Genomic DNA, 18,904 nt, shown 5'->3' with positions numbered 1-18,904 from the left:
TTGTTTACATTGTCATCTCTTGTGATGGATCACCTTGTGTAGGCCCTTCCTGCTTTTGTTCATCCTTTTGTTCCTGTGCATGCCCCTGAGTCAAGGCTTGTTCATAGGCATTCAGAACGGCCTGATCAAAGTTTTTTCTAGACTCTGAGGTACAAGGAAAACAGATGTCTTTGTACTCACCATTGCCCGCTTTGTAGCTTGGCATAGATACGAATAATCCTTTTGATCCTTCCATAAGTTTGATACCTCTGATAGCGAAAGCGTTATTGATGTTGACCGTTGCTGTAGCTCTCAAGGTTCCTTCTGGTCTGATGCTTTGGATTTTTACATCATAGTGAAGGCCTGTGTCTTCTTTTTTCTGTTTGCTTGTTGTTTTTCCCATTATTTATCGCTCCTCTCTTAACGTGGACCACCATTATAGTTGAACATGTCTCTGATTCTTTGAGTCAGTGTCGGCATAACCACATCGCCAAACAAAGCGTAGAGCCCTGCAAGGAGAAGTGCGCCAAGTACCACTGCAATCAAAATTTTCACTGCCGTATCGATATAGCCTTCCCCTCTGTTATTTCTCATGGCTGCCTGCGCCTTGATAAGTTGTTTTAAAGCAAACTCATTTGATTTCTTTAGTAATTTCTTCATTGATAATCCTCCATCATTTTAGTTTTACATGCCAAGTGTCATGCCTTGTTCATGTGACTGATCTGCAAATTCAATTGCTTTGAATCCAAATTGATCTACATAGTTAAATTCGCTACTATTTTCATCGTAAAGCTCCACCACATCAGAAATTGAAAGAGAGTGCCCTTTAAAGTCTGTTGGGTGGTCCATGTTGAACTTTGTATAGATGGACTCAAGATCATTCGTCTCGAGTTCCCCATCAAAGACAACATCATAATTGTTCTTACTCGGTTCTCCGGATACTTTAAGCACCTCATCATAGTTTCTGAATCTCAGTTCTAGATCCGAGTCTGATTTCAATTGCCAGATTCGAACGTTTTTAAGAGGACTGATTGTCTCTAGTGGGGACCCTAACTGTTCACCTTTAGAAAGCCTTTCGAAAATGCCTTCTGCCCAATTTGCATTAAATTTCTTTTCAGAAAGCCATTCTTCGAATTCTTTACTCTGAAACATCGTGTCTACGGTCGCTCTATCATCTTTGACATAGCCAGCTGGGTTTCCATAATAGACAAGTAGTCCATTTTTTATTTCAATGCCGCCCATTTATATCACCTCCCATTGCCCCATGCCCGCCCTCATTAACTGATTTGAGTTTTAGATTACTTCCTATTTCCATAAACGATTCTTTCAGACATCAAGCACTCATTGAGGCAAGACAAGCAAACTCCAATGTCCTTTAATAACCTGAGCATGTCTTCAGGCACATCGGTGAGATCATATTTGTATTCAGCTTCCATGACAGTTACTTCACCACTTGCCTCAGTTGTGAAAGCACAAAGCTTAGCATCTTTTGGAATGCCTGCATCTTCAAGAATAAATTCTGGCAGTTTTATTGCGACAGCATCTTCTGTTTCAGCAGGGTCGCAATCCTCACAGCAAACACCTGTTCCACTAACTAAAGCGTTATACAAATCTTTGAGTATTTCTTCAAGTCCCTCAATGGTATCTAGTACTTCCATCGCAGTCATTTCAGACTTTGTAAGCACCACACCACTTTTGATGATGGTTGCTTCGAGCATTCCGACATCACCAATTTTTCTTTCTGCCAATTCTGTAATAGGTAGGCACAGAAAACCTTTCACTGCTTGTTCTAGTCTTTTCATAGGGTGTTTTCCTCCTTGTTAAGTTCGTTATTAATATCAAATAAATTCATTTGCCCTAAGCCGTCTCGCTCACGTTCATGCAGGTCATAATTGGCTATGAGTATCTCTGGGAACTGAGCGCCGTTATCATATCTTTGCTTGATGTTGTTGATACGGTTGTAGCTTTCAATTGTGATGCCAGGAGCATCATACAGTTCTCTGATATACTCGCAGTCGTTGTAGGAAAGCAGAAACTTCCCTTCGATGCCAAGCAATGTATCTCTTAGTCTGATATGATCTTCCTTTTGAAAACCACCTTCTCCGACATTCTTATAGTATTTTTCAGTGTCAAAGTAGGGCGGATCCAAATAAAAAAAACTGACAGGGCGATCATATTGCCGAATCAGCTTTTCAAAATCTTTATTCTCGATGACGACTTTCGCAAGTCTTCTGTGGGCTTGCTCAATGATTGGAAAATTGCTTCTGATGTCATGGGGTTGGCTACCAAAACTCGTCAATCCTGATGCATAGCTGTATCTGATGAGCTGATAAAAGCAAGCTGCACGTTTAACGTCATTTTCAACATACGCCTTATCAAGGACAGCTTTGACTTCATCAAAGTCCTCTCTTGAATTTAAAACATACCTCAGTTCATTTTGAAGTTCTTCATATTGATCTCTCACACATCGGTAAAGGTTGACGAGTAGACTATTAAAGTCATTATAAACTTCAAAATCATTGCCCGGCGGTTTATGAAATAAGACCCAGCCACCACCACCAAATACTTCAATATACCTTTCATAATAAAGCGGAAAGAGCGAAACAATCAGTTCCCTCATGGATTTCTTTCCACCTATCCAACTCATAAAACTATTAATAAATCATCCCTCCTTCACACACAAAAACCAGATTTGAAGCTGTTCATTGCTACTTGAATCTGGATAGAGGGACAGGGAATCTACAAGACCATTTTTTGCTTCTGCAATTTTCTCAATCCGGCTATTGAGCTGTCGTATGCTTGCGAGAACCTCATGTTTATTAGCGCCATAATAATAACCACCATCGTCACTGCAGATAGGATGTCCTTCGCACCTGAGTGCATTAACAATGTCACGGATCTTCCTTCCGCTCATTTGAAACCGAAGTTCCAATCCCTTACTTTGCACAGCCCTCCCTGCACCTGTGTGATTCCATTTTAAGTGAATTAAAAATCTCTCATTTAAATTTACATGTTCCACCTCCTCGCCTCCTTTTCTGGTGGGATAGTTTCTAGAAATAAAAAAAGGCCGCTTGATTCACTGCATATTGCAGTTTTTCAAGCGGCCCATTGGATTTATGACATAAAAAATGTACGGTTTAATTGCCGTACCCTTATACCATTGATTATTCAATTGATTGAGTTCTAGTACTATTATCTTTTACATGTTCATACCTCCCATACCTTGCTTCTGCTCGTTGTCCATTGTTTCCTCAGATGGCTTTGAGATTACTTTAAACTGGTCTTCCCCAGGAACGATGCCTAGTGTTCTACCGTTATCCCATTTCATGTGAAGGGTACCTGCATCGTCCACGATTTCAACGGTTCCCTGTGTCCCAGACTCAATAGGTGCATAGGGATCGTCCATACCGATGAGTTCAATTCGAGTGCCTACAGGATATTGCTCTTTAATTCTTATAATTTCCTCTTGAGATAAAAAACCTTTCATATTCCGATACCTCCCATGTTGTTTGTTTTCTTGATTTCAATGTTCAAGTCTAATCCCTCCTTTTCATTTCGTGGCAATAAAAAAAGCCACACTTCCTACAAGTTATTTCTGTAGAAAGGTAGCTTTATTTAAACTTTACTTGGAACACAGTCGCTCCGTATTTGGCAATGAGTACTGAATGAATGATTGCTTTGAATGCCTGATCACCTATTAAAAACTTATCGGCAATTTCATCCATTCTGATATATTCTCTTGCCGTATAGATAGTCTTTGCCATTTGGTAGATGGCATAGCCATCAGTATTGATCCCGCTTAGATTCATTTTCTTAAAATCAAAACTATCGATATAAACATGATCCTTAGCGGCAGACCAGAGTTTTTCATCAGCAGTCAGTAATAATAATACTGCCAGAAGGATTGGACTTCTGTTTTCAACTGGAATTTCTTGCAACCGACACACTGAATCAAATCTCGCTCTGTGTGTTGGGCTAATGAAAAAATCACCCGAGCAGTTTCTAATTAAATACTCAAGGCGACTTTGAAGCCGGTACGACTTACACTCATGAAAGCAACTTGAAATGAATCGATCATAAGATGAACCTCTACCATTACTATTCAGACATCCAATATCTGAATCAAATCTGAATTGTTCTGGTAAGGTGGGCAAGACCTCTTCTTTTCTTTCTTGTGTTTCTGCCTTTCCAAATCCGTGGACAACAATTATTTCTCTACCCCTTGGTGAGAAATTTGGAACCAACATCATCAACTGTTCTAGCTCTTGAAGTTCTGAATCATTGATAAAATACTTTGACATCTTTTTTTCCCTCTCTTTCTGAATTTTGAACATAAAAAAACGACAAGTCTGTAGGTCGTTAATTCGACCTAAAACTTGCCGTATGAATTGTAATATCATTTTTCACTAATATCACAATCATAGTTAAATATTAAATTAGAATTTAGCTTTGGGACGTTTCCACCCTTCTAAATTACCTCTCTTGAATGTATATTTCTTGTGACAAAAAATCATTGGCCTCGCTAAGGCGTAAATCCCAATGCTTTTGCAGAAGATAAATGATTTTCGCATCTTCAACTCCTGCTTCACGTAGAGCCATGGTAGCTTTTTCAATTCCACTGACTCTTTCTTCAAAGGCAGCATCATCTAACCTTGCATTCCAGTTTTCTCTTATGCGTTCCAATAGTTCACTGCCAAATCCCGAAAAAGAATCTTTAAAAGAACGTGCCATTGCTATCCCTCCCCTAATTGTTTTTTTATTCAAATTTGCTACACATCACTCAAAAATCAATTATGTCTTTGTTACATTAGAAACCACTAAAAACACTCGTTTTTCATCAAATTCGAGATGTCATCTATATTTTCGCCATTTTTAAGGGGCCAAAAAACGTCATTTTTTTGATGTTTTTTGGCCCCGAATTTGGTCGAAAACCACTACATGTTGTGGTCAAACTCTACTTTTTCTCACCCGAACCACTACGTGTCATCAGAATTATCGCCTCCACGTGATGACTCCACGGGAACATATCCACTGGTTGTACGCGCTCGATTCGATAAGTATTCCGGCAAAGCACCTTTAAATCCCTGGCCAGGGTGGCAGGATTGCAGGACACATAGATGATTCTTTCCGGACTGATCTCAAGCAGTCCTTCAAGGGCTTCCGGCTCCATGCCAGCCCGGGGCGGGTCGCACACTACGACGCTCGGGGTTCCGGAAAGTGCCGCCATCTTCTTCTCGACTTTCCCTTCTACAAAGCGGACATTGGTGATGTTATTGTCCTCGGCATTGTCTTTAGCATCAGCGATCGCATACGGATTTTCCTCGATGCCCAATACCTTTTTGGCTTTCCGGGCCAGCATCAGGGTCATCGTACCGATACCGCAGTAGAGGTCCCAAACCTCATCTTCTCCCGTGAGTCCGGCCCAATCCAGTACCAGTCCATACAGCACCGCCGTTTGCGCCGGATTGACCTGAACGAAAGAACGCGGGGAGACTTTGAAGCGTAGATCGTTTAAATGTTCATTCAGATACTGGGCCCCGCTCCCCTCAAACACGTTATTCCTCCGGGGAATCGTAATCGAACAGCTTTGAGGAGAAAATCCAGCTTGTTCTTTCAGTTTACTGATCAATCGATCCAGTTCTTTCGTGTTTTCCGTATTGCCGTCAAAGACAAGCAGTCCCTTGCCGCGGTTGCTTTCCCGGAACGTGGCCGTCTTGATTCCCTCGCAGCATTCTCCGATCACCTGCTGCATTCTTTTTATTCTATTGTTGGTCTCCTGACTCAGCAGCAGACAATCGTCAAAAACTGTTACATCTTTAGACTTTTCACAATAATAGCCAAACCGGCCTTTCAGATCACGGTGCAAAACTGCTTTGTTACGGTAGCGCCAGGGATCGTCCATGCCCAGAACCGGTTCGACCTGAATATCGGTGAATCCGCCAATTCTCCGCAGGGCATCTTCAACCCACCTTTGCTTCCAAATGAGCGTAGTCTGGTACTCAACATGCTGAAGATTGCAGCCGCCGCAGACGGGATAAACTGTACAGGGCGGCTCTACTCTTTCTTCAGACATTTGTTCAATTTTAACAATCTGTGCTCTCCGGTAAGATTTCTTCTGTTCCGTCAGCTGTATTCTGCCTTTTTCTCCCGGAAGCATCCCCGGGACAAAGGTGGTGATTCCGTCTGTATAGCCGACACCGGATCCATCGGAAGCCAAACGGACGATTTCTATATCCAGGTTTTTCGCGCCGATGCGCTCTTCTCTGGCGACGGTATAATAAGTACCCTTATGTCGGTCATTTTTATTAACCATGGATCCTTCTTCTCTCTGTTCGCAGTCTCGTCCGAACATGCTCTTATTTCAAACTCCGAATGATCTTAGCCTCATTCAGATTCTCTTGCCACTATCTTGTCTTTATCCCGCTTGCAGAAATATGTTCTATCCGTGTCCTGTAGCACCGGGTCTTTGCTCTGAAATAGGAATACGCTCTATCCCCGCTGCCACCACATCAAGATGACCATCAAAATATTCCAGACCCCGTGCGCAATGACTGAAGTCCAAAGGCTCTTGCTTCTTTCGTATAGGAAAGTCAGCACCAGGCCTCCGATCACCAGCGGTACAAATCTTATCAGATCGAAATGCATCAGTCCGAAAAACAGTCCTGCAAAAAGAATGCCCTTCGCTTTGCCATACCCCTGGCGCAGCGGAGGATAGATCAGTCCCCTGAAAATCATTTCCTCTTTAAGCGGTACGATAAAACCGCCTAGCAGAACCAGCGGCATCAGCTGCCAGATGGAATCAACGCCCTCAACGGCCAGTGCAAAGCTCTGGGGTTCGGGCTTCCCGAAATATTCCACGAGGACATTTCCCAAAAGACCGACTACAAAAAATAACACTATACCGCCGCCCAGTCCGGCCAGAAAGCATTTCCAGTTTAAATTGGTCAGTCCCAAATCAGCAAATGATCCGCGCAGGATCTTGAAGAATAAAAACAGTGCAACAAAAAAGAGTAGACCCTCGCCAAAACCGATGACAAGATAGCTGATATACCCCTTCAGATAGCCAAGGTTCTCTAGCGGCTTTAGCCAGCCTAAAACAAATTCCAGAACATAGACAATAAGAATCAGGTAAAGAGCCTGCCAGAAGTTCCATCTGGGGTTTTCCAAAGCGTTCATTTATACCTATCTCCAGTTATTGTTATTTTTAACCATGGGTGTTCAGTCTCGGCATATTTCCATCTGAAAGTAATTCTACCTCTTATTCATTTCCATAAAGGTCTTTGTAAATATAAATCAGTTCCTTATCGAAAAGTGAACGTTTCATATCGACTGCAAGGGATCTTACATGCTTCAGGACCTTATCAGCTTGCTCAGAGGTAAGCTCTCTGCCATATTCCCTGAATTTCGCTTTAATCGAGGCTGTACCTGAATGCTTACCGATCACAATCTGCCTTTCCAGCCCGACTTCTTCAGGACGGAATACCTCATAGGTTTTCGGATTCTTCAATGCGCCGTCGGCATGAATACCGGATTCATGCGCAAACATATTGCTGCCGACAATGGCTTTCCAGGGCGGAAGGATTCGTCCTGAAGCCCTGGAGACGTATTCGGATAATTCCACAAATCGCTCCGTGACAAAGCCAAGGTTTATTTCTTCCAGGTATTTCAGAGCCATGACGACTTCTTCCAGCGCTGCATTGCCAGCTCTTTCTCCAAGGCCGTTCACCGTCACACCGATAAATCTGGCTCCAGCCTTCACTCCGGCTAAAGCGTTGGCCGTCGCCATCCCGAAATCATTATGCGTATGCATCTCCACATCAATATCGGCGCGTTCTCTTAAGGTTTTGATTCTGTCCAAGGTTAGAAAAGGATCGAGAATCCCGATCGTATCACAATAACGGATACGGTTTGCACCGGCCTTTTTGGCCTCCATTGCAAATTCTACCAGATAGTTCATATCTGATCGCGAAGCGTCCTCAGCATTGACGGAGATATAATCGACATGCTTTTTCGCAAATTCCGTTGCTTTGATCATCATGTCCAGAACTGCACCGGGCGTGGTTTTTAATTTATGTTTGATGTGAATGTCTGAGGTCGATACGGAAATGGCCACGGCATCACAGCCGCAAGACAGTGATGCTTCAATGTCCTTGATCACGGCGCGGTTCCAGCCCATGATACTGGCCTTCAGTCCGAGGTTGCAGATGCCTTTGATGGCATCAAGTTCTTTGCCGCCCATAATCGGTATTCCCGCTTCGATCTGGTTAACCCCGATCTCGTCGAGCATCCGGGCAATCCTTAATTTCTCCTGATTGGAAAAGACAACCCCGGCGGTCTGTTCCCCGTCGCGCAGGGTGGTGTCCACAATCACCAATCCGGTATCCGCTACTTTTCCCATTTTATCCACCTCTAAATGTGTTCATTCTTGTATTTATTAAGTATGTCTTATTATTCTGGCACTATATCTTGCTCTACTATGCTTTTTTGTGCTTTAATTGCACTTTTGGTATGCTTTATTATGAGCTTTATATTGTGTTTTATTGCGCCAGTTTATCTCTCAGCAGCTTATTGACCAGGCCGGGGTTAGCCTGTCCTTTCGTCGCTTTCATGACCTGGCCGACTAAAAATCCAAGCGCGCTCTCTTTGCCGGCCTGGTAATCAGCGACGGATTTTTCATTGGCGGCAAGAATGCTGTCCACGATTTTCCCGAGTTCGCCTTCATCGCTGATCTGGACAAGTCCTTTCTCTTTAATGATCATCTCCGGATCCTTGCCGGTGTTATAGATCTCTTCCAGCACAGTCTTGCCGATCTTGCCGCTGATGTCGCCTTTCTTAATCAGCGCCAACATCCCTGCCAGCTGTTCAGGAGAAACAGGCGAATCTTCAAAAGAGCGTCCGTTGGTTTTCAGCAGGCCGCTCAAATCTCCCATGACCCAGTTTGCTAGAAGTTTGGCATCGTCGATCCTGGCAAGCGCCTGGTCAAAAAATGCAGCCATCGCTTTGGAAGCAATAATGACTCCGGCGTCGTATTCTGAAAGTCCAAGAGCCTGCAGTCTTGCTTTCTTGGCGGCAGGCAGCTCCGGCATGGACGCTCTGATTCTCTCGACCCAGTCGCGGTCAATCACGAGCGGCATCAGATCCGGCTCCGGAAAATAACGGTAGTCGTGGGCTTCTTCCTTGGATCGAAGCGACAGCGTCATCCCTCTTCCTTCGTCCCAGGTTCTCGTTTCCTGGATGATTTCTTCACCGTCGTCGAGGGCTTCGGCCTGACGCTCAGTTTCGTATTCCAGACAGCGGCGGACGGAGCTGAAAGAGTTCAGATTCTTGGTCTCGGTCCGCGTGCCAAATTGCTCGGCCCCTTTCAGGCGAAGCGAGACATTGATATCAAAACGGACGGAACCCTGTTCGAGTTTGCAGTCGGAAATTCCGGCATAATCCATGATCTGAACCAGTTGTTCCAAATAAACCAGAACTTCATCTATTGAGCGCATATCCGGTTCCGAGACAATTTCCAGAAGCGGTACACCCGTCCGGTTATAATCGACCCCGGAACTGTTGGACGTGGTAATGGTCTCTCCGCTATGCACCAGTTTTCCGGCATCCTCTTCCATATGAGCTCTCGTAATGCCAATTCGTTTATTCGTTCCATTCACTGTTATGTCCAGCCAGCCGCTTTTACAGATTGGCAGGTCATATTGGGATGTCTGATAGTTTTTCGTTAAATCCGGATAAAAATAGTTTTTCCGATCAAATTTGGAGAATTGGGCAATCTCGCAGTTCAATGCCAAACCCGCCTTGATGGCGAGGTTGACGACTTCTTTGTTTAGCACCGGCAGGACGCCCGGCAGTCCCAGACAGACCGGACAAACATGCGTATTCTGCGCTCCGCCGAATTCCGTCGAACAGCCGCAAAAGATCTTGGTTTTCGTAGCCATCTCAACGTGGGTCTCCACGCCGCAAACCATTTCATATTTATCAGCGAAAGACATCTAGCGCACCTCCTTGAGCAGCGCAGGCATCTGCAGATGATACTCAGTATTTTGTTCAAACGCATAAGCAGCTTTGTACAGCGTACCTTCATCAAAATGCTTGCTGATCAGCTGCATCCCGACCGGCATTCCGTCGACAAATCCTGCCGGCACGGAAATAGCCGGCAAACCGGCCAGGTTAACCGGGATCGTATAGACATCTCCCATATACATGGCCAAAGGATCTGATTTTTCACCGATCTTATACGCGGTGGTCGGCGCTGTTGGTGACAGCAGCACGTCATATTTGGCAAAAGCGCGGTCAAAGTCCTGCTTGATTAACGTCCGCACTTTCTGGGCCTTCAGGTAATAGGCATCATAATAACCCGAGCTTAAGGCGTACGTTCCGAGCATGATCCTGCGCTTAACCTCCTGGCCAAAGCCTTTTTCCCTGGTCTTTTTGAACATCTCGCTCATATCATCGGCCTCGGCACGGTAACCATAGCGGACCCCGTCATAACGGGCCAGGTTCGAACTGCATTCGGCCGGAGCTATAATGTAGTACGCCGGCATGGCATATTCCGTATGCGGCAGTGAACAGCGCTCGACTTCGGCGCCCAGGCTTTCAAAGGTTCGGATCGCCTTTTGAATTACTTCAGCAACATCCGGGTTCAGGCCGGAAGCAAAATATTCATCGGGAATCCCGATTTTAAGGCCTTTTACATTTTTTTCTAAAAATTGGGTATAATCTGGCTTAACAAACGGTACTGAAGTGGAATCCTTCGGATCATGGCCTGCGATCGTATTCAGGACTAGGGCATTATCCTTGACGTTCGTCGTGAGTGGTCCAATCTGATCAAGTGATGAAGCAAAAGCGACGAGGCCGTAGCGTGACACAGCACCGTAGGTAGGCTTCAGGCCAACGACTCCACAGAAGGCTGCAGGCTGGCGAATGGAACCTCCGGTATCCGAACCGAGCGCAAACGGCACTTCCCTTGCTGCGACACAGGCAGCCGAACCTCCGGAAGATCCGCCCGGTACTCTATCTAAATGCCACGGATTCGCAGTCGGATAGTAACCGGAGTTTTCGGTGGAGGACCCCATCGCAAATTCATCCATATTCAGTTTGCCGACCAGCACGGCCCCTGCCGCGTTCAGCCGTTCAGTCACCGTGGCGTTATAGGGCGGATTGAAATTTTCAAGAATCCGTGAACCGCAGGTGGTCGGGATTCCTTCCGTACACATATTATCTTTCAGAGCCATGGGCAGCCCTTCGAGCGGTCCAAGACTTTCCCCTGCAGTAATCTTCTTATCAATTTCCGTTGCTTTGGTCAGCGCCGAATCCGCGGTTACCGTCAAAAACGCTTTAACCCAGCAATCCGCACTGTCAACATAGTCGAGATACGCTCTGGTTAATTCCACGCAGCTGATCTCTTTCTGTACGAGCATATGATGTAGTTCTTCAAGTGACTTAAAAATTGTCATGAACCTGGTACTCCTTTCCGAATCCGGGACATCAGAGAAACATTCAATTATCGTTTGTCAGAAGCAACCGGCTTGTTGATCAATTACTGATCAAGTTTGTAGATCCCGTTATCAACAAAGCTACTTTAAATCCGGTTAGTCTCTGTTCTATACTAGACGATTTTCGGAACCCGAAAGAACCCGTCGTCTTCGTCAGGTGCATTCTTTAAGATTTTATCCCGGCTCATTGAAGGTTTGACTTCATCTTCCCGCAAAACATTAAAAAGCTGCACAGCATGGGCGGTCGGAAAAACCTGATCCGTTTCAAGCTTTTGGAGCATTTCGGCATACCCGAGGATTGAATTCAGCTGCTCCGTATATAATTCCACTTCCTCTTCTGAAAGCTGCAGCCTGGCCAGAAGAGCAACGTGTTCCACTTCTTCTCTGGATAGCTTCATAACTCAATAACGCCGCCTTTCTCAATATGGACATATAAATAAATATAACAAAAATAAACTTATGGGGCAAGGAAAAGCCGGAAAAGCAAGCAAATCCAAGTTAGATATAAGAAACTCTGGCTAATCGGTATAAACTACGATGAGTAGAAATAATAAAAAAAAATAACAAACTGAAACATAAGATAACGAGTAGGTAGAGTATAAAATAGATGATTAGAAATATGACAGAGAAAAAGTTTTGGCCGCCTGAAAAAATTAAAAGGTGATTGACACTTGACGTAGAACTATGTAATTCAATACGTTGCAAAACGCCGAAACGCTCTCATTTTTCTTTAAGAAAAAGTAGCGATAATGATGCTTAAGGAGAAGATAATCACTATTTCAAAATATACAACTGAATCAGAAAGGAAGTAATGCCAATGGAGCAGAATGTCAGACCTTTTCAAAAGTTCCTTCCGGGAAGCCACCTTATTCTCGGAGAAGCGGGTTCCGGAAAGACCCGCCTCATTTGGTCCATACTCCAGGGAAAAGACTTTGTTGAGGATCATTCCATCAACATCGTCCTGACAGATTCAGAAAAACGTATTTGGTACAATCCTCCCAATAATCCTGTCCACACGATCGATCCTTATGAAACCGATATTTCCTGGGTCACCGAACCTACAAAACCAGGTATATACTACTGTGCCTGCGACTACGCACCCCGAATCATCACTTTTCTGGAATGCCTTGCTACCTGGTCAATCCACGAAAAAAACATAACAAACCGAGTCCGGATTTTCATCGATCTTCCGTCCAAGTACTGGAATATTCCTGAGTTTGCTGAGCAGCTCGGCCGACTCGATTATATTACAGCCAACCGCAAGGAAGAAGATGGCTCACTTATCGAAATATGGGCTGCCATCGGATCCCTGAACAAAATATCCTCAGAAATCAAATCCCTGTTCCAGCACATCAATCTGATTATGCTTAATCCCCTGCCTGAGGGCTGGTCCAATAAGCTCCTGAACCTTCTGGACATCAAGTGCGATAATCTGCCGGAAATTATAGCTGGAATCAGTAGTAACATCAAAGACGGCTTTTACTACATCCCAATTACGGAAGAGTACCTCGCTTTGGATCCTAAACCTATTGTGAAGCCGTAATAATTGCCAGCTTAAACAGCTGCTGACTATGTGTTGGCAGCTGTTTTTTTCTATACCGTTTTTGGCATTTATTCTTCGGTATTAATCAGCGCCTTGAATTCATCTTCAGTATAGACTGGGATTCCAAGTTCCCTGGCTTTATGATACTTTGAACCGGGGTTCTCACCGACGAGAACCAGGGATGTTTTTTTGCTTACACTTGATGAAGCCTTACCACCGAGATGTTCAATCAGGTCCTCGATCTCGCGCCGTTCCCACGATCGAAGTGCGCCAGTCACCACAATACTCTTCCCGGCAAGGATTTGCGAAACAGACATATTTGCTGCGGTCATGGTGACACCAGCCGCCTTCAGCCGATTCAGAAATTCGTGATTTGCAGGGGCGCTGAAGAAACTCACAATACTTTTGGCCATGATGCCGCCGATATCGCCGATTTCCCGGAGTTCTTCCTCGGTCGCATTTTCCAGAGCTTCCATGCTGCGGTACCTTGCGGCCAGGATCTTGCCGACTTTGACCCCGACATGCCGGATGCCCATCGCAAAAATCAATGAAGCCAGGCCGCGTTCTGTGCTTTTTTCGATCGAAGCAAGCAGGTTGCGGGCCGATTTATCAGCCATCCGATCTAATTGAACAAGGTCTTCGTACTGAAGATAATATAAATCGGAGGCGTCTTTGACAAGCCCGGCATCCAGCAGCTGGCTGACCACAGCGGGGCCGAGACCTTCAATATTCATCGCATCCCTGGACACAAAATGGATCAGGGCTTCTCTCTGGCGCGACGGGCAGGAGATATTCTGGCAGCGATGGGCAGCCTCTCCTTCCAGCCGGTAAACTGGACTGCCACAGGACGGGCAGTTAGCAGGCATTGCAAACACCATTTCCTGACCGGTACGTTTCTCTGGCAGCGATTTGATGATTTCAGGAATCACATCTCCAGCCTTATGAATTAATACGTAATCGCCGACCCGGATGTCCTTATCCCGGATATTGTCCAGATTATGCAGCGTGGCCCTCCCCACGGTAGAACCGGCCACAAATACGTCCTTAAGAACCGCAGTCGGGGTGAGCACTCCTGTCCGGCCCACATTGATCTCAATATCCTTCACCTGGGTCTCGACCTGTTCGGCCGGGAACTTATAAGCAATCGCCCAGCGCGGACTTTTGGCCGTATAGCCGAGCTCTCGCTGCTGAGAAAAGCTGTTCACCTTGATGACCAGTCCATCAATCTCATAATGGAAACCGTGCCGTTCGTCCGTCATCCGGCTGCAGTACGCAATCACTTGCTCGATGGTTGAAAACAGCTGATAGTTTGGATTAACATTAAATCCGAGTCTGCTTAAGGCTTCCAACACTCCAGTCTGGGTACTGATTCCCATCTGTTCGGCCTGAATCAGCTGATACGCAAAATACCCCAGTTTCCGCTGCGCCGTGATCCTGGAATCCTGCTGACGCAGGGAACCGGCTGCCGCATTTCTCGGGTTCGCAAACAGGGAAAGTCCCTCTTCTTCCCGCTCCGTATTCAGCTGGAGGAAGGAGTCCTTCGGCATATATCCTTCGCCGCGGATATCCACAGAACCTTCGAATTTCCCGCCATCTGTGTTGTATAGCCGAAGCGGCACCGCTCTAATGGTCCGGACATTTGCTGTGATCTCTTCCCCGACTTCACCGTCCCCGCGGGTTGCCCCCCGCTGCAAAATACCTTCGTGGTAAGTTAAGGCTACCGTCAGCCCGTCGATCTTCAATTCTACGACATATTCCGCATCGGGTGCCACACCGCGCACCCGACGGTCAAAGTCCATTAATTCCTCGGCATTGAAAGCGTTATCGAGACTCAGCATCGTTTCTGGGTGCCGGACCTTCGGAAACTGGGATGCGACAACCCCTCCGACCCGCTGGGAAGGAGAATCAAGCGTGACCCAGTCCGGGTGTTGATGTTCGATCTCGATGAGTTCCTTTAAGTAAAGGTCATACTCAGCATCCGTAAGAATCGGATCATCCAGGCCGTAATAATGATAATTGGCCTTTTCGATCATATTTTTGAGTTCAAGCAAACGGTTATTTTGATTCATACCGAAACCCCTTACCTTAATCTCGTATTTTCCCTGTGTAGGCTTATTCGCCTTTCACCGAAAGGTTAACCCAAGGCTTATCGAATCTTTTAATTTTGCATCGAAAAATCTACTATATCTTAGACAGCCGGGCATACTCAGCAATCAGTTTTTTAACTACACCGCTGAAAACAACCGTGATTTCAGCACTGTTCCCTTCACCTTTTACGGACATTACAATACCGTGGCCGAATTTGGGATGCTCGACTTTGTCACCGACCAGAAAGCTTCCGGGATCAGAGCTTACAACAGACGATCCACTGTCCTTCCAGCTTTTACATCCGGTAAAGGAATTGCCTGAAGCGTAAGCAGTATCACCACCAGCATAGTTCCTGGTTTGGGAAGAAGACCCGAATCCTCTCCCAAGAATCTCCCGACGGGATATTTCCTCTTTCAAAAGTTCTTCGGGGATCTCTTTCAGGAAACGGGAAGGTACACTGCTCTGGATATGACCATAGATCATCCTTTGTTCGGTCGTACTCAGGAATAGCTTTTCTCTGGCCCGAGTAATCGTGACATAACACAGCCGACGTTCCTCTTCGAGCAGATACGTCTCCAAAAGGCTTCTGCTACTTGGGAAAATCCCGTCTTCCATTCCGACCGCAAACACGACCGGGAATTCCAATCCTTTGGCACTGTGCATGGTCATCAGCTTCACGGCATCTTCCTCTTCATCAAAACTGTCGATTTCCGCGACCAGCGAAACCTGTTCTAGGAATCCTCCCAGAATAAGCATATTCTGGTCAGCCTCCAGATCAGGATCTTCGAGGTAATCTTGAAGGTTATTATCGTACTCGGCTGTTACGGATAAAAATTCATTGAGGTTCTCTATCCGAGCTTCAGCCTCCACGGTATTCTCCGCTCTAAGTGAGGCCATGTATCCTGTATCTCTTATGATCTTCTCCGTCAGCTGAGTCAGTGGCACACCCTTTTGAGCTTCCTGCCTTAAAGACATCATCAGTTCATAGAAGTTCGTAAGTGTGCCGACGCCTTTGGTCTGGAGACCGGGAATATACGCTGCCTCAGTCAGCGCATCCAAAATCGGCAGGCCCTGTTCCTCAGCGTACTCCAGTATTTTATCCAGACTGCTTTTTCCAATACCTCTTTTGGGCACATTAATGACCCTGGCAAAACTGACGCGGTCGGCCGGATTGTTCAGCAGCCGCAAATAAGCCAGGATATCCTTGATTTCGAGCCGTTCATAGAACTTAACCCCGGAATATATCCTGTAGGGTATGCTTTCCTTCATGAGGTGTTCTTCCAGCACCCTGGACTGGGCATTCGTACGGTACAGTATCGCAAAATCGTTATACGGTCTGCCTTCTGTATCAGCCAGATCACGAATTTTTCCGGTCACAAAGCGGGCTTCGTCATGCTCATCTGTTGCTTTAAAGAGAACAATTTCCTCTCCTTCTGTATTTTCTGTCCAGAGGGATTTCCCTTTGCGGTTATCATTATTACTGACGACTTCGTTAGCAGCCCGCAGTATCTTCTGAGTCGAACGGTAATTCTGCTCCAGCTTCAATACTTTGGCTTCCGGGTAGTCTCTTTCAAAATCCAGGATATTTTGGATATCGGCACCTCTCCAGCCGTAGACGGACTGATCGTCGTCCCCGACGACGCAAAGGTTACGGTAGCACGCGGCCAGCTGCTTGATCAGAATATACTGGGCATGATTGGTATCCTGGTACTCATCGACGAGGATGTAGCGGAATTTCTCCTGATAGTAGCTTAGGACATTCGGGTTTTCCCTGAATATTTTCACTGTCAGCATGATGATGTCATCAAAATCCAGGGCATTATTGCCGGAAAGCTTTCTCTGGTATAGGCGGTAGGCCTCAGCCGCTTTTTCGGTAAAGAAATCTCTGGCCTCCGCAGCAAAAGCATCAGGCCCTAAAAGCTTGTTTTTAGCATCACTGATCGTCGCCAAAACAGCCCGCGGCGCAAACTTCTTATCATCAAGATTTAGTTCTTTGAGACACTCCTTGAGTACTGTCAGCTGATCCCCGGAATCATAGATCACAAAGCTCCGGGAATATTCCGGCAGGATATTGATTTCCCGCCTTAAGATCCGCACGCAGGTAGAATGAAAGGTCGCTACCCAGAGTCCCTCGCCCTCACTGCCTACCAGCGCAAGAACACGGTCTCTCATCTCTTTAGCAGCCTTATTCGTAAACGTGATCGCAAGAATGTTCCAGGGATTAACGCCTTTGGCTACCAGATGAGCGATCCTGTAAGTCAATACTCTTGTCTTGCCTGAACCGGCCCCGGCTAAAATAAGAAGAGGACCCTCTCCGCTTTCAACTGCTTCCCGTTGGACAGGGTTCAGGTCCTTAAGATAATACATTGATAAGATCACCTTTCTGTCATTTCCAAATTAAAATCTTCAAATATAAACGTTTATGGCCAACACAAAAACATTATCCTTATTTTACCACATAAGAAGTAAAAGGAGAACGGGTGTTCGAGAAAAATAATTAGATTAATTATAAGAGATTAATCGCAATATCCTTTATTTTTCAATTTGCTGAGATGCGATGTCAGAACCTCATTGAGATCAATCCCGTAATGCTCTTCCAGAACGAACATCATGGTGACCGCAGTCTGAGCAACATCCATCAGCTCCTTGGCGACCATCTGCATCGCTTCTGCCTCTTCCACCCGCAGCGCCTCTCCGTTTAAGCCACGGAATTTTCCGATCGCCTGAGCAAGTTCTCCAGATTCTTCCATGATCTTTAACGCAGTACTTTCGAGGGAAGGGCTCAGCCTGTTCAAACGCGGCAATGTGATGGTCTTCATTACTTTTTCGTTCATGCTTTTTCTCCCTTAGCAGGCATTACGACATCTTCACTTTGAACAAATGTATTGCAGGCTGTGCAAGAATAGCTGATGGTTTTGATCTTCACTGTACGGTCCCCGTTTTTTTCTTCTCTTACTGTTTCAGTCAATGCCATTGGCTGCAAGAGTTGACATCTTGGACAATATTGATGATCCATTTAACTCATCCCCCATCAACAGGATAATACCCAGTATTCTAAGCATCCTTGTGAAATATAAATTTATTTTCTTCTTGAATTGAGCTCTTCGGCAATCTCAGATAAAGGTACGTTTCTGTCTTCCAGCATGACAAGCAGGTGGTACAGCAGATCGGAAGCTTCATAGCGGATCTCACTGAGTGAATTGTTTTTAGCGGCAATGATGACTTCCGCACATTCCTCACCGATTTTTTTCAAGATTTTGTCGATCCCTTTGGCAAAGAGATAGGTCGTATAGGCACCTTCCGGCCTCTCGATATTTCTCTGCTTGATGACTTCGGCGAGCATTTCCAAAGTTCTACCCAGAGAGACAGTAGGTTTGGTATTCGGTTGGCCGCAGCACGTTTCAGATCCTGGCAGGTAGTGAAAACAGGAGTAATAGTTTTCATGGCAGGCCATTCCAGTTTGTTTGACTTTCAGAAGAATCGTATCGCGGTCACAGTCAAACCGGATATCGACGATTTCCTGGTAATGACCTGAAGTTTCTCCCTTGACCCAGAGCTGGTTTCTGCTGCGGCTGAAATAACACGCTTTGCCTTCAGTCAGCGTTTTTTTCAGTGCTTCCTGATTCATGTAGGCGAGCATTAGCACTTCTCCACTTTCGGCATCCTGGGCAATGGCCGGAGCAAGACCTTTTTCATCCCACTTCACAGCCTGTACGGTTTTGGAAATATCGATACACCCTGACTCAAATCTACTGTTCATCTTGGTTGACTCCTTTTTTAATATCCCAATTTGCTTTTTTTC

21 protein-coding genes are annotated in these 18,904 nt (G+C 45.6%); 1 reads left to right on the top strand and 20 read right to left on the bottom strand.

The window, feature by feature from the left end; genetic code table 11:
• Window positions 1-4: 4 nt before the first annotated feature.
• The 15 genes from AB3489_RS04295 to gatC form a co-directional block, all read right to left on the bottom strand.
• On the bottom strand, window positions 5-382 hold the full coding sequence (locus AB3489_RS04295) for a SpoVG family protein (RefSeq protein ID WP_368294072.1): 378 nt from the start codon (window positions 380-382) through the stop codon (window positions 5-7).
• 17 nt (window positions 383-399) lie between these two features.
• Entirely contained in the window at window positions 400-639 is a 240-nt protein-coding gene (locus AB3489_RS04290) for a DUF6133 family protein (RefSeq protein ID WP_368294071.1), read from the bottom strand.
• Between the two features lie 24 nt (window positions 640-663).
• Window positions 664-1,221: a YodL domain-containing protein gene (locus tag AB3489_RS04285; RefSeq protein WP_368294070.1), complete on the bottom strand. Its 558-nt coding sequence runs from the start codon at window positions 1,219-1,221 to the stop codon at window positions 664-666.
• Between the two features lie 56 nt (window positions 1,222-1,277).
• Window positions 1,278-1,781: a hypothetical protein gene (locus AB3489_RS04280; RefSeq protein WP_368294069.1), complete on the bottom strand. Its 504-nt coding sequence runs from the start codon at window positions 1,779-1,781 to the stop codon at window positions 1,278-1,280.
• Complete coding sequence (locus AB3489_RS04275) at window positions 1,778-2,626, bottom strand: DNA adenine methylase (RefSeq protein WP_368294068.1); 849 nt, start codon at window positions 2,624-2,626, stop codon at window positions 1,778-1,780. The genes AB3489_RS04280 and AB3489_RS04275 overlap by 4 nt, the downstream gene beginning before the upstream one ends.
• A gap of 15 nt (window positions 2,627-2,641) precedes the next feature.
• Window positions 2,642-2,998: a hypothetical protein gene (locus AB3489_RS04270; RefSeq protein ID WP_368294067.1), complete on the bottom strand. Its 357-nt coding sequence runs from the start codon at window positions 2,996-2,998 to the stop codon at window positions 2,642-2,644.
• Between the two features lie 180 nt (window positions 2,999-3,178).
• On the bottom strand, window positions 3,179-3,466 hold the full coding sequence (locus AB3489_RS04265) for a DUF4314 domain-containing protein (RefSeq protein WP_368294066.1): 288 nt from the start codon (window positions 3,464-3,466) through the stop codon (window positions 3,179-3,181).
• Between the two features lie 124 nt (window positions 3,467-3,590).
• Window positions 3,591-4,313 (bottom strand): hypothetical protein, encoded by a 723-nt coding sequence (locus AB3489_RS04260; RefSeq protein ID WP_368294065.1) that lies wholly within the window; start codon window positions 4,311-4,313, stop codon window positions 3,591-3,593.
• A 139-nt stretch (window positions 4,314-4,452) separates the two neighbouring features.
• Window positions 4,453-4,710, bottom strand: coding sequence for a hypothetical protein (locus tag AB3489_RS04255; protein ID WP_368294064.1), 258 nt, complete (start codon window positions 4,708-4,710; stop codon window positions 4,453-4,455).
• Window positions 4,711-4,933: 223 nt separating this feature from the next.
• On the bottom strand, window positions 4,934-6,292 hold the full coding sequence (rlmD, locus tag AB3489_RS04250; protein WP_368294581.1) for a 23S rRNA (uracil(1939)-C(5))-methyltransferase RlmD: 1,359 nt from the start codon (window positions 6,290-6,292) through the stop codon (window positions 4,934-4,936).
• Between the two features lie 176 nt (window positions 6,293-6,468).
• Entirely contained in the window at window positions 6,469-7,155 is a 687-nt protein-coding gene (locus AB3489_RS04245) for a CPBP family intramembrane glutamic endopeptidase (RefSeq protein WP_020492638.1), read from the bottom strand.
• Window positions 7,156-7,237: 82 nt separating this feature from the next.
• Complete coding sequence (gene nifV, locus AB3489_RS04240; protein WP_020492637.1) at window positions 7,238-8,377, bottom strand: homocitrate synthase; 1,140 nt, start codon at window positions 8,375-8,377, stop codon at window positions 7,238-7,240.
• A 139-nt stretch (window positions 8,378-8,516) separates the two neighbouring features.
• Complete coding sequence (gatB, locus tag AB3489_RS04235) at window positions 8,517-9,968, bottom strand: Asp-tRNA(Asn)/Glu-tRNA(Gln) amidotransferase subunit GatB (RefSeq protein ID WP_020492636.1); 1,452 nt, start codon at window positions 9,966-9,968, stop codon at window positions 8,517-8,519.
• The gene (gene gatA / locus AB3489_RS04230; RefSeq protein WP_020492635.1) at window positions 9,969-11,432 is read right to left on the bottom strand and encodes an Asp-tRNA(Asn)/Glu-tRNA(Gln) amidotransferase subunit GatA; all 1,464 of its coding nucleotides are present in this window, start codon (window positions 11,430-11,432) and stop codon (window positions 9,969-9,971) included. It lies immediately after the preceding gene.
• Between the two features lie 152 nt (window positions 11,433-11,584).
• Window positions 11,585-11,869: an Asp-tRNA(Asn)/Glu-tRNA(Gln) amidotransferase subunit GatC gene (gatC, locus tag AB3489_RS04225; RefSeq protein ID WP_020492634.1), complete on the bottom strand. Its 285-nt coding sequence runs from the start codon at window positions 11,867-11,869 to the stop codon at window positions 11,585-11,587.
• A 419-nt stretch (window positions 11,870-12,288) separates the two neighbouring features.
• Between gatC and AB3489_RS04220 the strand changes: the two genes are divergently transcribed.
• Window positions 12,289-13,014 carry a hypothetical protein gene (locus AB3489_RS04220; protein ID WP_020492633.1) on the top strand — a complete coding sequence of 242 codons (726 nt, stop codon included), beginning with the start codon at window positions 12,289-12,291 and terminating at the stop codon, window positions 13,012-13,014.
• Window positions 13,015-13,082: 68 nt separating this feature from the next.
• Here AB3489_RS04220 and ligA read toward each other — a convergent pair whose 3' ends face one another.
• The 5 genes from ligA to hisIE all read right to left on the bottom strand — a co-directional run bounded on the left by ligA (window position 13,083) and on the right by hisIE (window position 18,862).
• Complete coding sequence (gene ligA, locus AB3489_RS04215) at window positions 13,083-15,083, bottom strand: NAD-dependent DNA ligase LigA (protein WP_020492632.1); 2,001 nt, start codon at window positions 15,081-15,083, stop codon at window positions 13,083-13,085.
• A gap of 112 nt (window positions 15,084-15,195) precedes the next feature.
• Window positions 15,196-17,469: a DNA helicase PcrA gene (gene pcrA, locus AB3489_RS04210; protein ID WP_020492631.1), complete on the bottom strand. Its 2,274-nt coding sequence runs from the start codon at window positions 17,467-17,469 to the stop codon at window positions 15,196-15,198.
• Window positions 17,470-17,618: 149 nt separating this feature from the next.
• Complete coding sequence (locus AB3489_RS04205; protein WP_020492630.1) at window positions 17,619-17,936, bottom strand: MazG-like family protein; 318 nt, start codon at window positions 17,934-17,936, stop codon at window positions 17,619-17,621.
• The gene (locus AB3489_RS04200) at window positions 17,933-18,118 is read right to left on the bottom strand and encodes a hypothetical protein (RefSeq protein ID WP_083916799.1); all 186 of its coding nucleotides are present in this window, start codon (window positions 18,116-18,118) and stop codon (window positions 17,933-17,935) included. The genes AB3489_RS04205 and AB3489_RS04200 overlap by 4 nt, the downstream gene beginning before the upstream one ends.
• Window positions 18,119-18,181: 63 nt before the next feature.
• Window positions 18,182-18,862 carry a bifunctional phosphoribosyl-AMP cyclohydrolase/phosphoribosyl-ATP diphosphatase HisIE gene (gene hisIE / locus AB3489_RS04195; RefSeq protein ID WP_020492629.1) on the bottom strand — a complete coding sequence of 227 codons (681 nt, stop codon included), beginning with the start codon at window positions 18,860-18,862 and terminating at the stop codon, window positions 18,182-18,184.
• Between the last annotated feature and the right edge of the window lie 42 nt (window positions 18,863-18,904).

This window comes from Dehalobacter sp. TBBPA1 (genome assembly GCF_040931655.1).
Lineage (GTDB): Bacteria > Bacillota > Desulfitobacteriia > Desulfitobacteriales > Syntrophobotulaceae > Dehalobacter > Dehalobacter restrictus.
This window is presented reverse-complemented; position numbering and strand designations above follow the sequence as displayed.

What these genes read in the sequence shown, in the direction of transcription:
- AB3489_RS04295 (WP_368294072.1), bottom strand. Translation starts at nt 382, where the DNA reads ATGGGAAAAACAACAAGCAAACAGAAAAAAGAAGACACAGGCCTTCAC.
- AB3489_RS04290 (WP_368294071.1), bottom strand. Translation starts at nt 639, where the DNA reads ATGAAGAAATTACTAAAGAAATCAAATGAGTTTGCTTTAAAACAACTT.
- AB3489_RS04285 (WP_368294070.1), bottom strand. Translation starts at nt 1,221, where the DNA reads ATGGGCGGCATTGAAATAAAAAATGGACTACTTGTCTATTATGGAAAC.
- AB3489_RS04280 (WP_368294069.1), bottom strand. Translation starts at nt 1,781, where the DNA reads ATGAAAAGACTAGAACAAGCAGTGAAAGGTTTTCTGTGCCTACCTATT.
- AB3489_RS04275 (WP_368294068.1), bottom strand. Translation starts at nt 2,626, where the DNA reads ATGAGTTGGATAGGTGGAAAGAAATCCATGAGGGAACTGATTGTTTCG.
- AB3489_RS04265 (WP_368294066.1), bottom strand. Translation starts at nt 3,466, where the DNA reads ATGAAAGGTTTTTTATCTCAAGAGGAAATTATAAGAATTAAAGAGCAA.
- AB3489_RS04260 (WP_368294065.1), bottom strand. Translation starts at nt 4,313, where the DNA reads ATGTTCAAAATTCAGAAAGAGAGGGAAAAAAAGATGTCAAAGTATTTT.
- AB3489_RS04255 (WP_368294064.1), bottom strand. Translation starts at nt 4,710, where the DNA reads ATGGCACGTTCTTTTAAAGATTCTTTTTCGGGATTTGGCAGTGAACTA.
- rlmD (WP_368294581.1), bottom strand. Translation starts at nt 6,292, where the DNA reads ATGGTTAATAAAAATGACCGACATAAGGGTACTTATTATACCGTCGCC.
- AB3489_RS04245 (WP_020492638.1), bottom strand. Translation starts at nt 7,155, where the DNA reads ATGAACGCTTTGGAAAACCCCAGATGGAACTTCTGGCAGGCTCTTTAC.
- nifV (WP_020492637.1), bottom strand. Translation starts at nt 8,377, where the DNA reads ATGGGAAAAGTAGCGGATACCGGATTGGTGATTGTGGACACCACCCTG.
- gatB (WP_020492636.1), bottom strand. Translation starts at nt 9,968, where the DNA reads ATGTCTTTCGCTGATAAATATGAAATGGTTTGCGGCGTGGAGACCCAC.
- gatA (WP_020492635.1), bottom strand. Translation starts at nt 11,432, where the DNA reads ATGACAATTTTTAAGTCACTTGAAGAACTACATCATATGCTCGTACAG.
- gatC (WP_020492634.1), bottom strand. Translation starts at nt 11,869, where the DNA reads ATGAAGCTATCCAGAGAAGAAGTGGAACACGTTGCTCTTCTGGCCAGG.
- AB3489_RS04220 (WP_020492633.1), top strand. Translation starts at nt 12,289, where the DNA reads ATGGAGCAGAATGTCAGACCTTTTCAAAAGTTCCTTCCGGGAAGCCAC.
- ligA (WP_020492632.1), bottom strand. Translation starts at nt 15,083, where the DNA reads ATGAATCAAAATAACCGTTTGCTTGAACTCAAAAATATGATCGAAAAG.
- pcrA (WP_020492631.1), bottom strand. Translation starts at nt 17,469, where the DNA reads ATGTATTATCTTAAGGACCTGAACCCTGTCCAACGGGAAGCAGTTGAA.
- AB3489_RS04205 (WP_020492630.1), bottom strand. Translation starts at nt 17,936, where the DNA reads ATGAACGAAAAAGTAATGAAGACCATCACATTGCCGCGTTTGAACAGG.
- AB3489_RS04200 (WP_083916799.1), bottom strand. Translation starts at nt 18,118, where the DNA reads ATGGATCATCAATATTGTCCAAGATGTCAACTCTTGCAGCCAATGGCA.
- hisIE (WP_020492629.1), bottom strand. Translation starts at nt 18,862, where the DNA reads ATGAACAGTAGATTTGAGTCAGGGTGTATCGATATTTCCAAAACCGTA.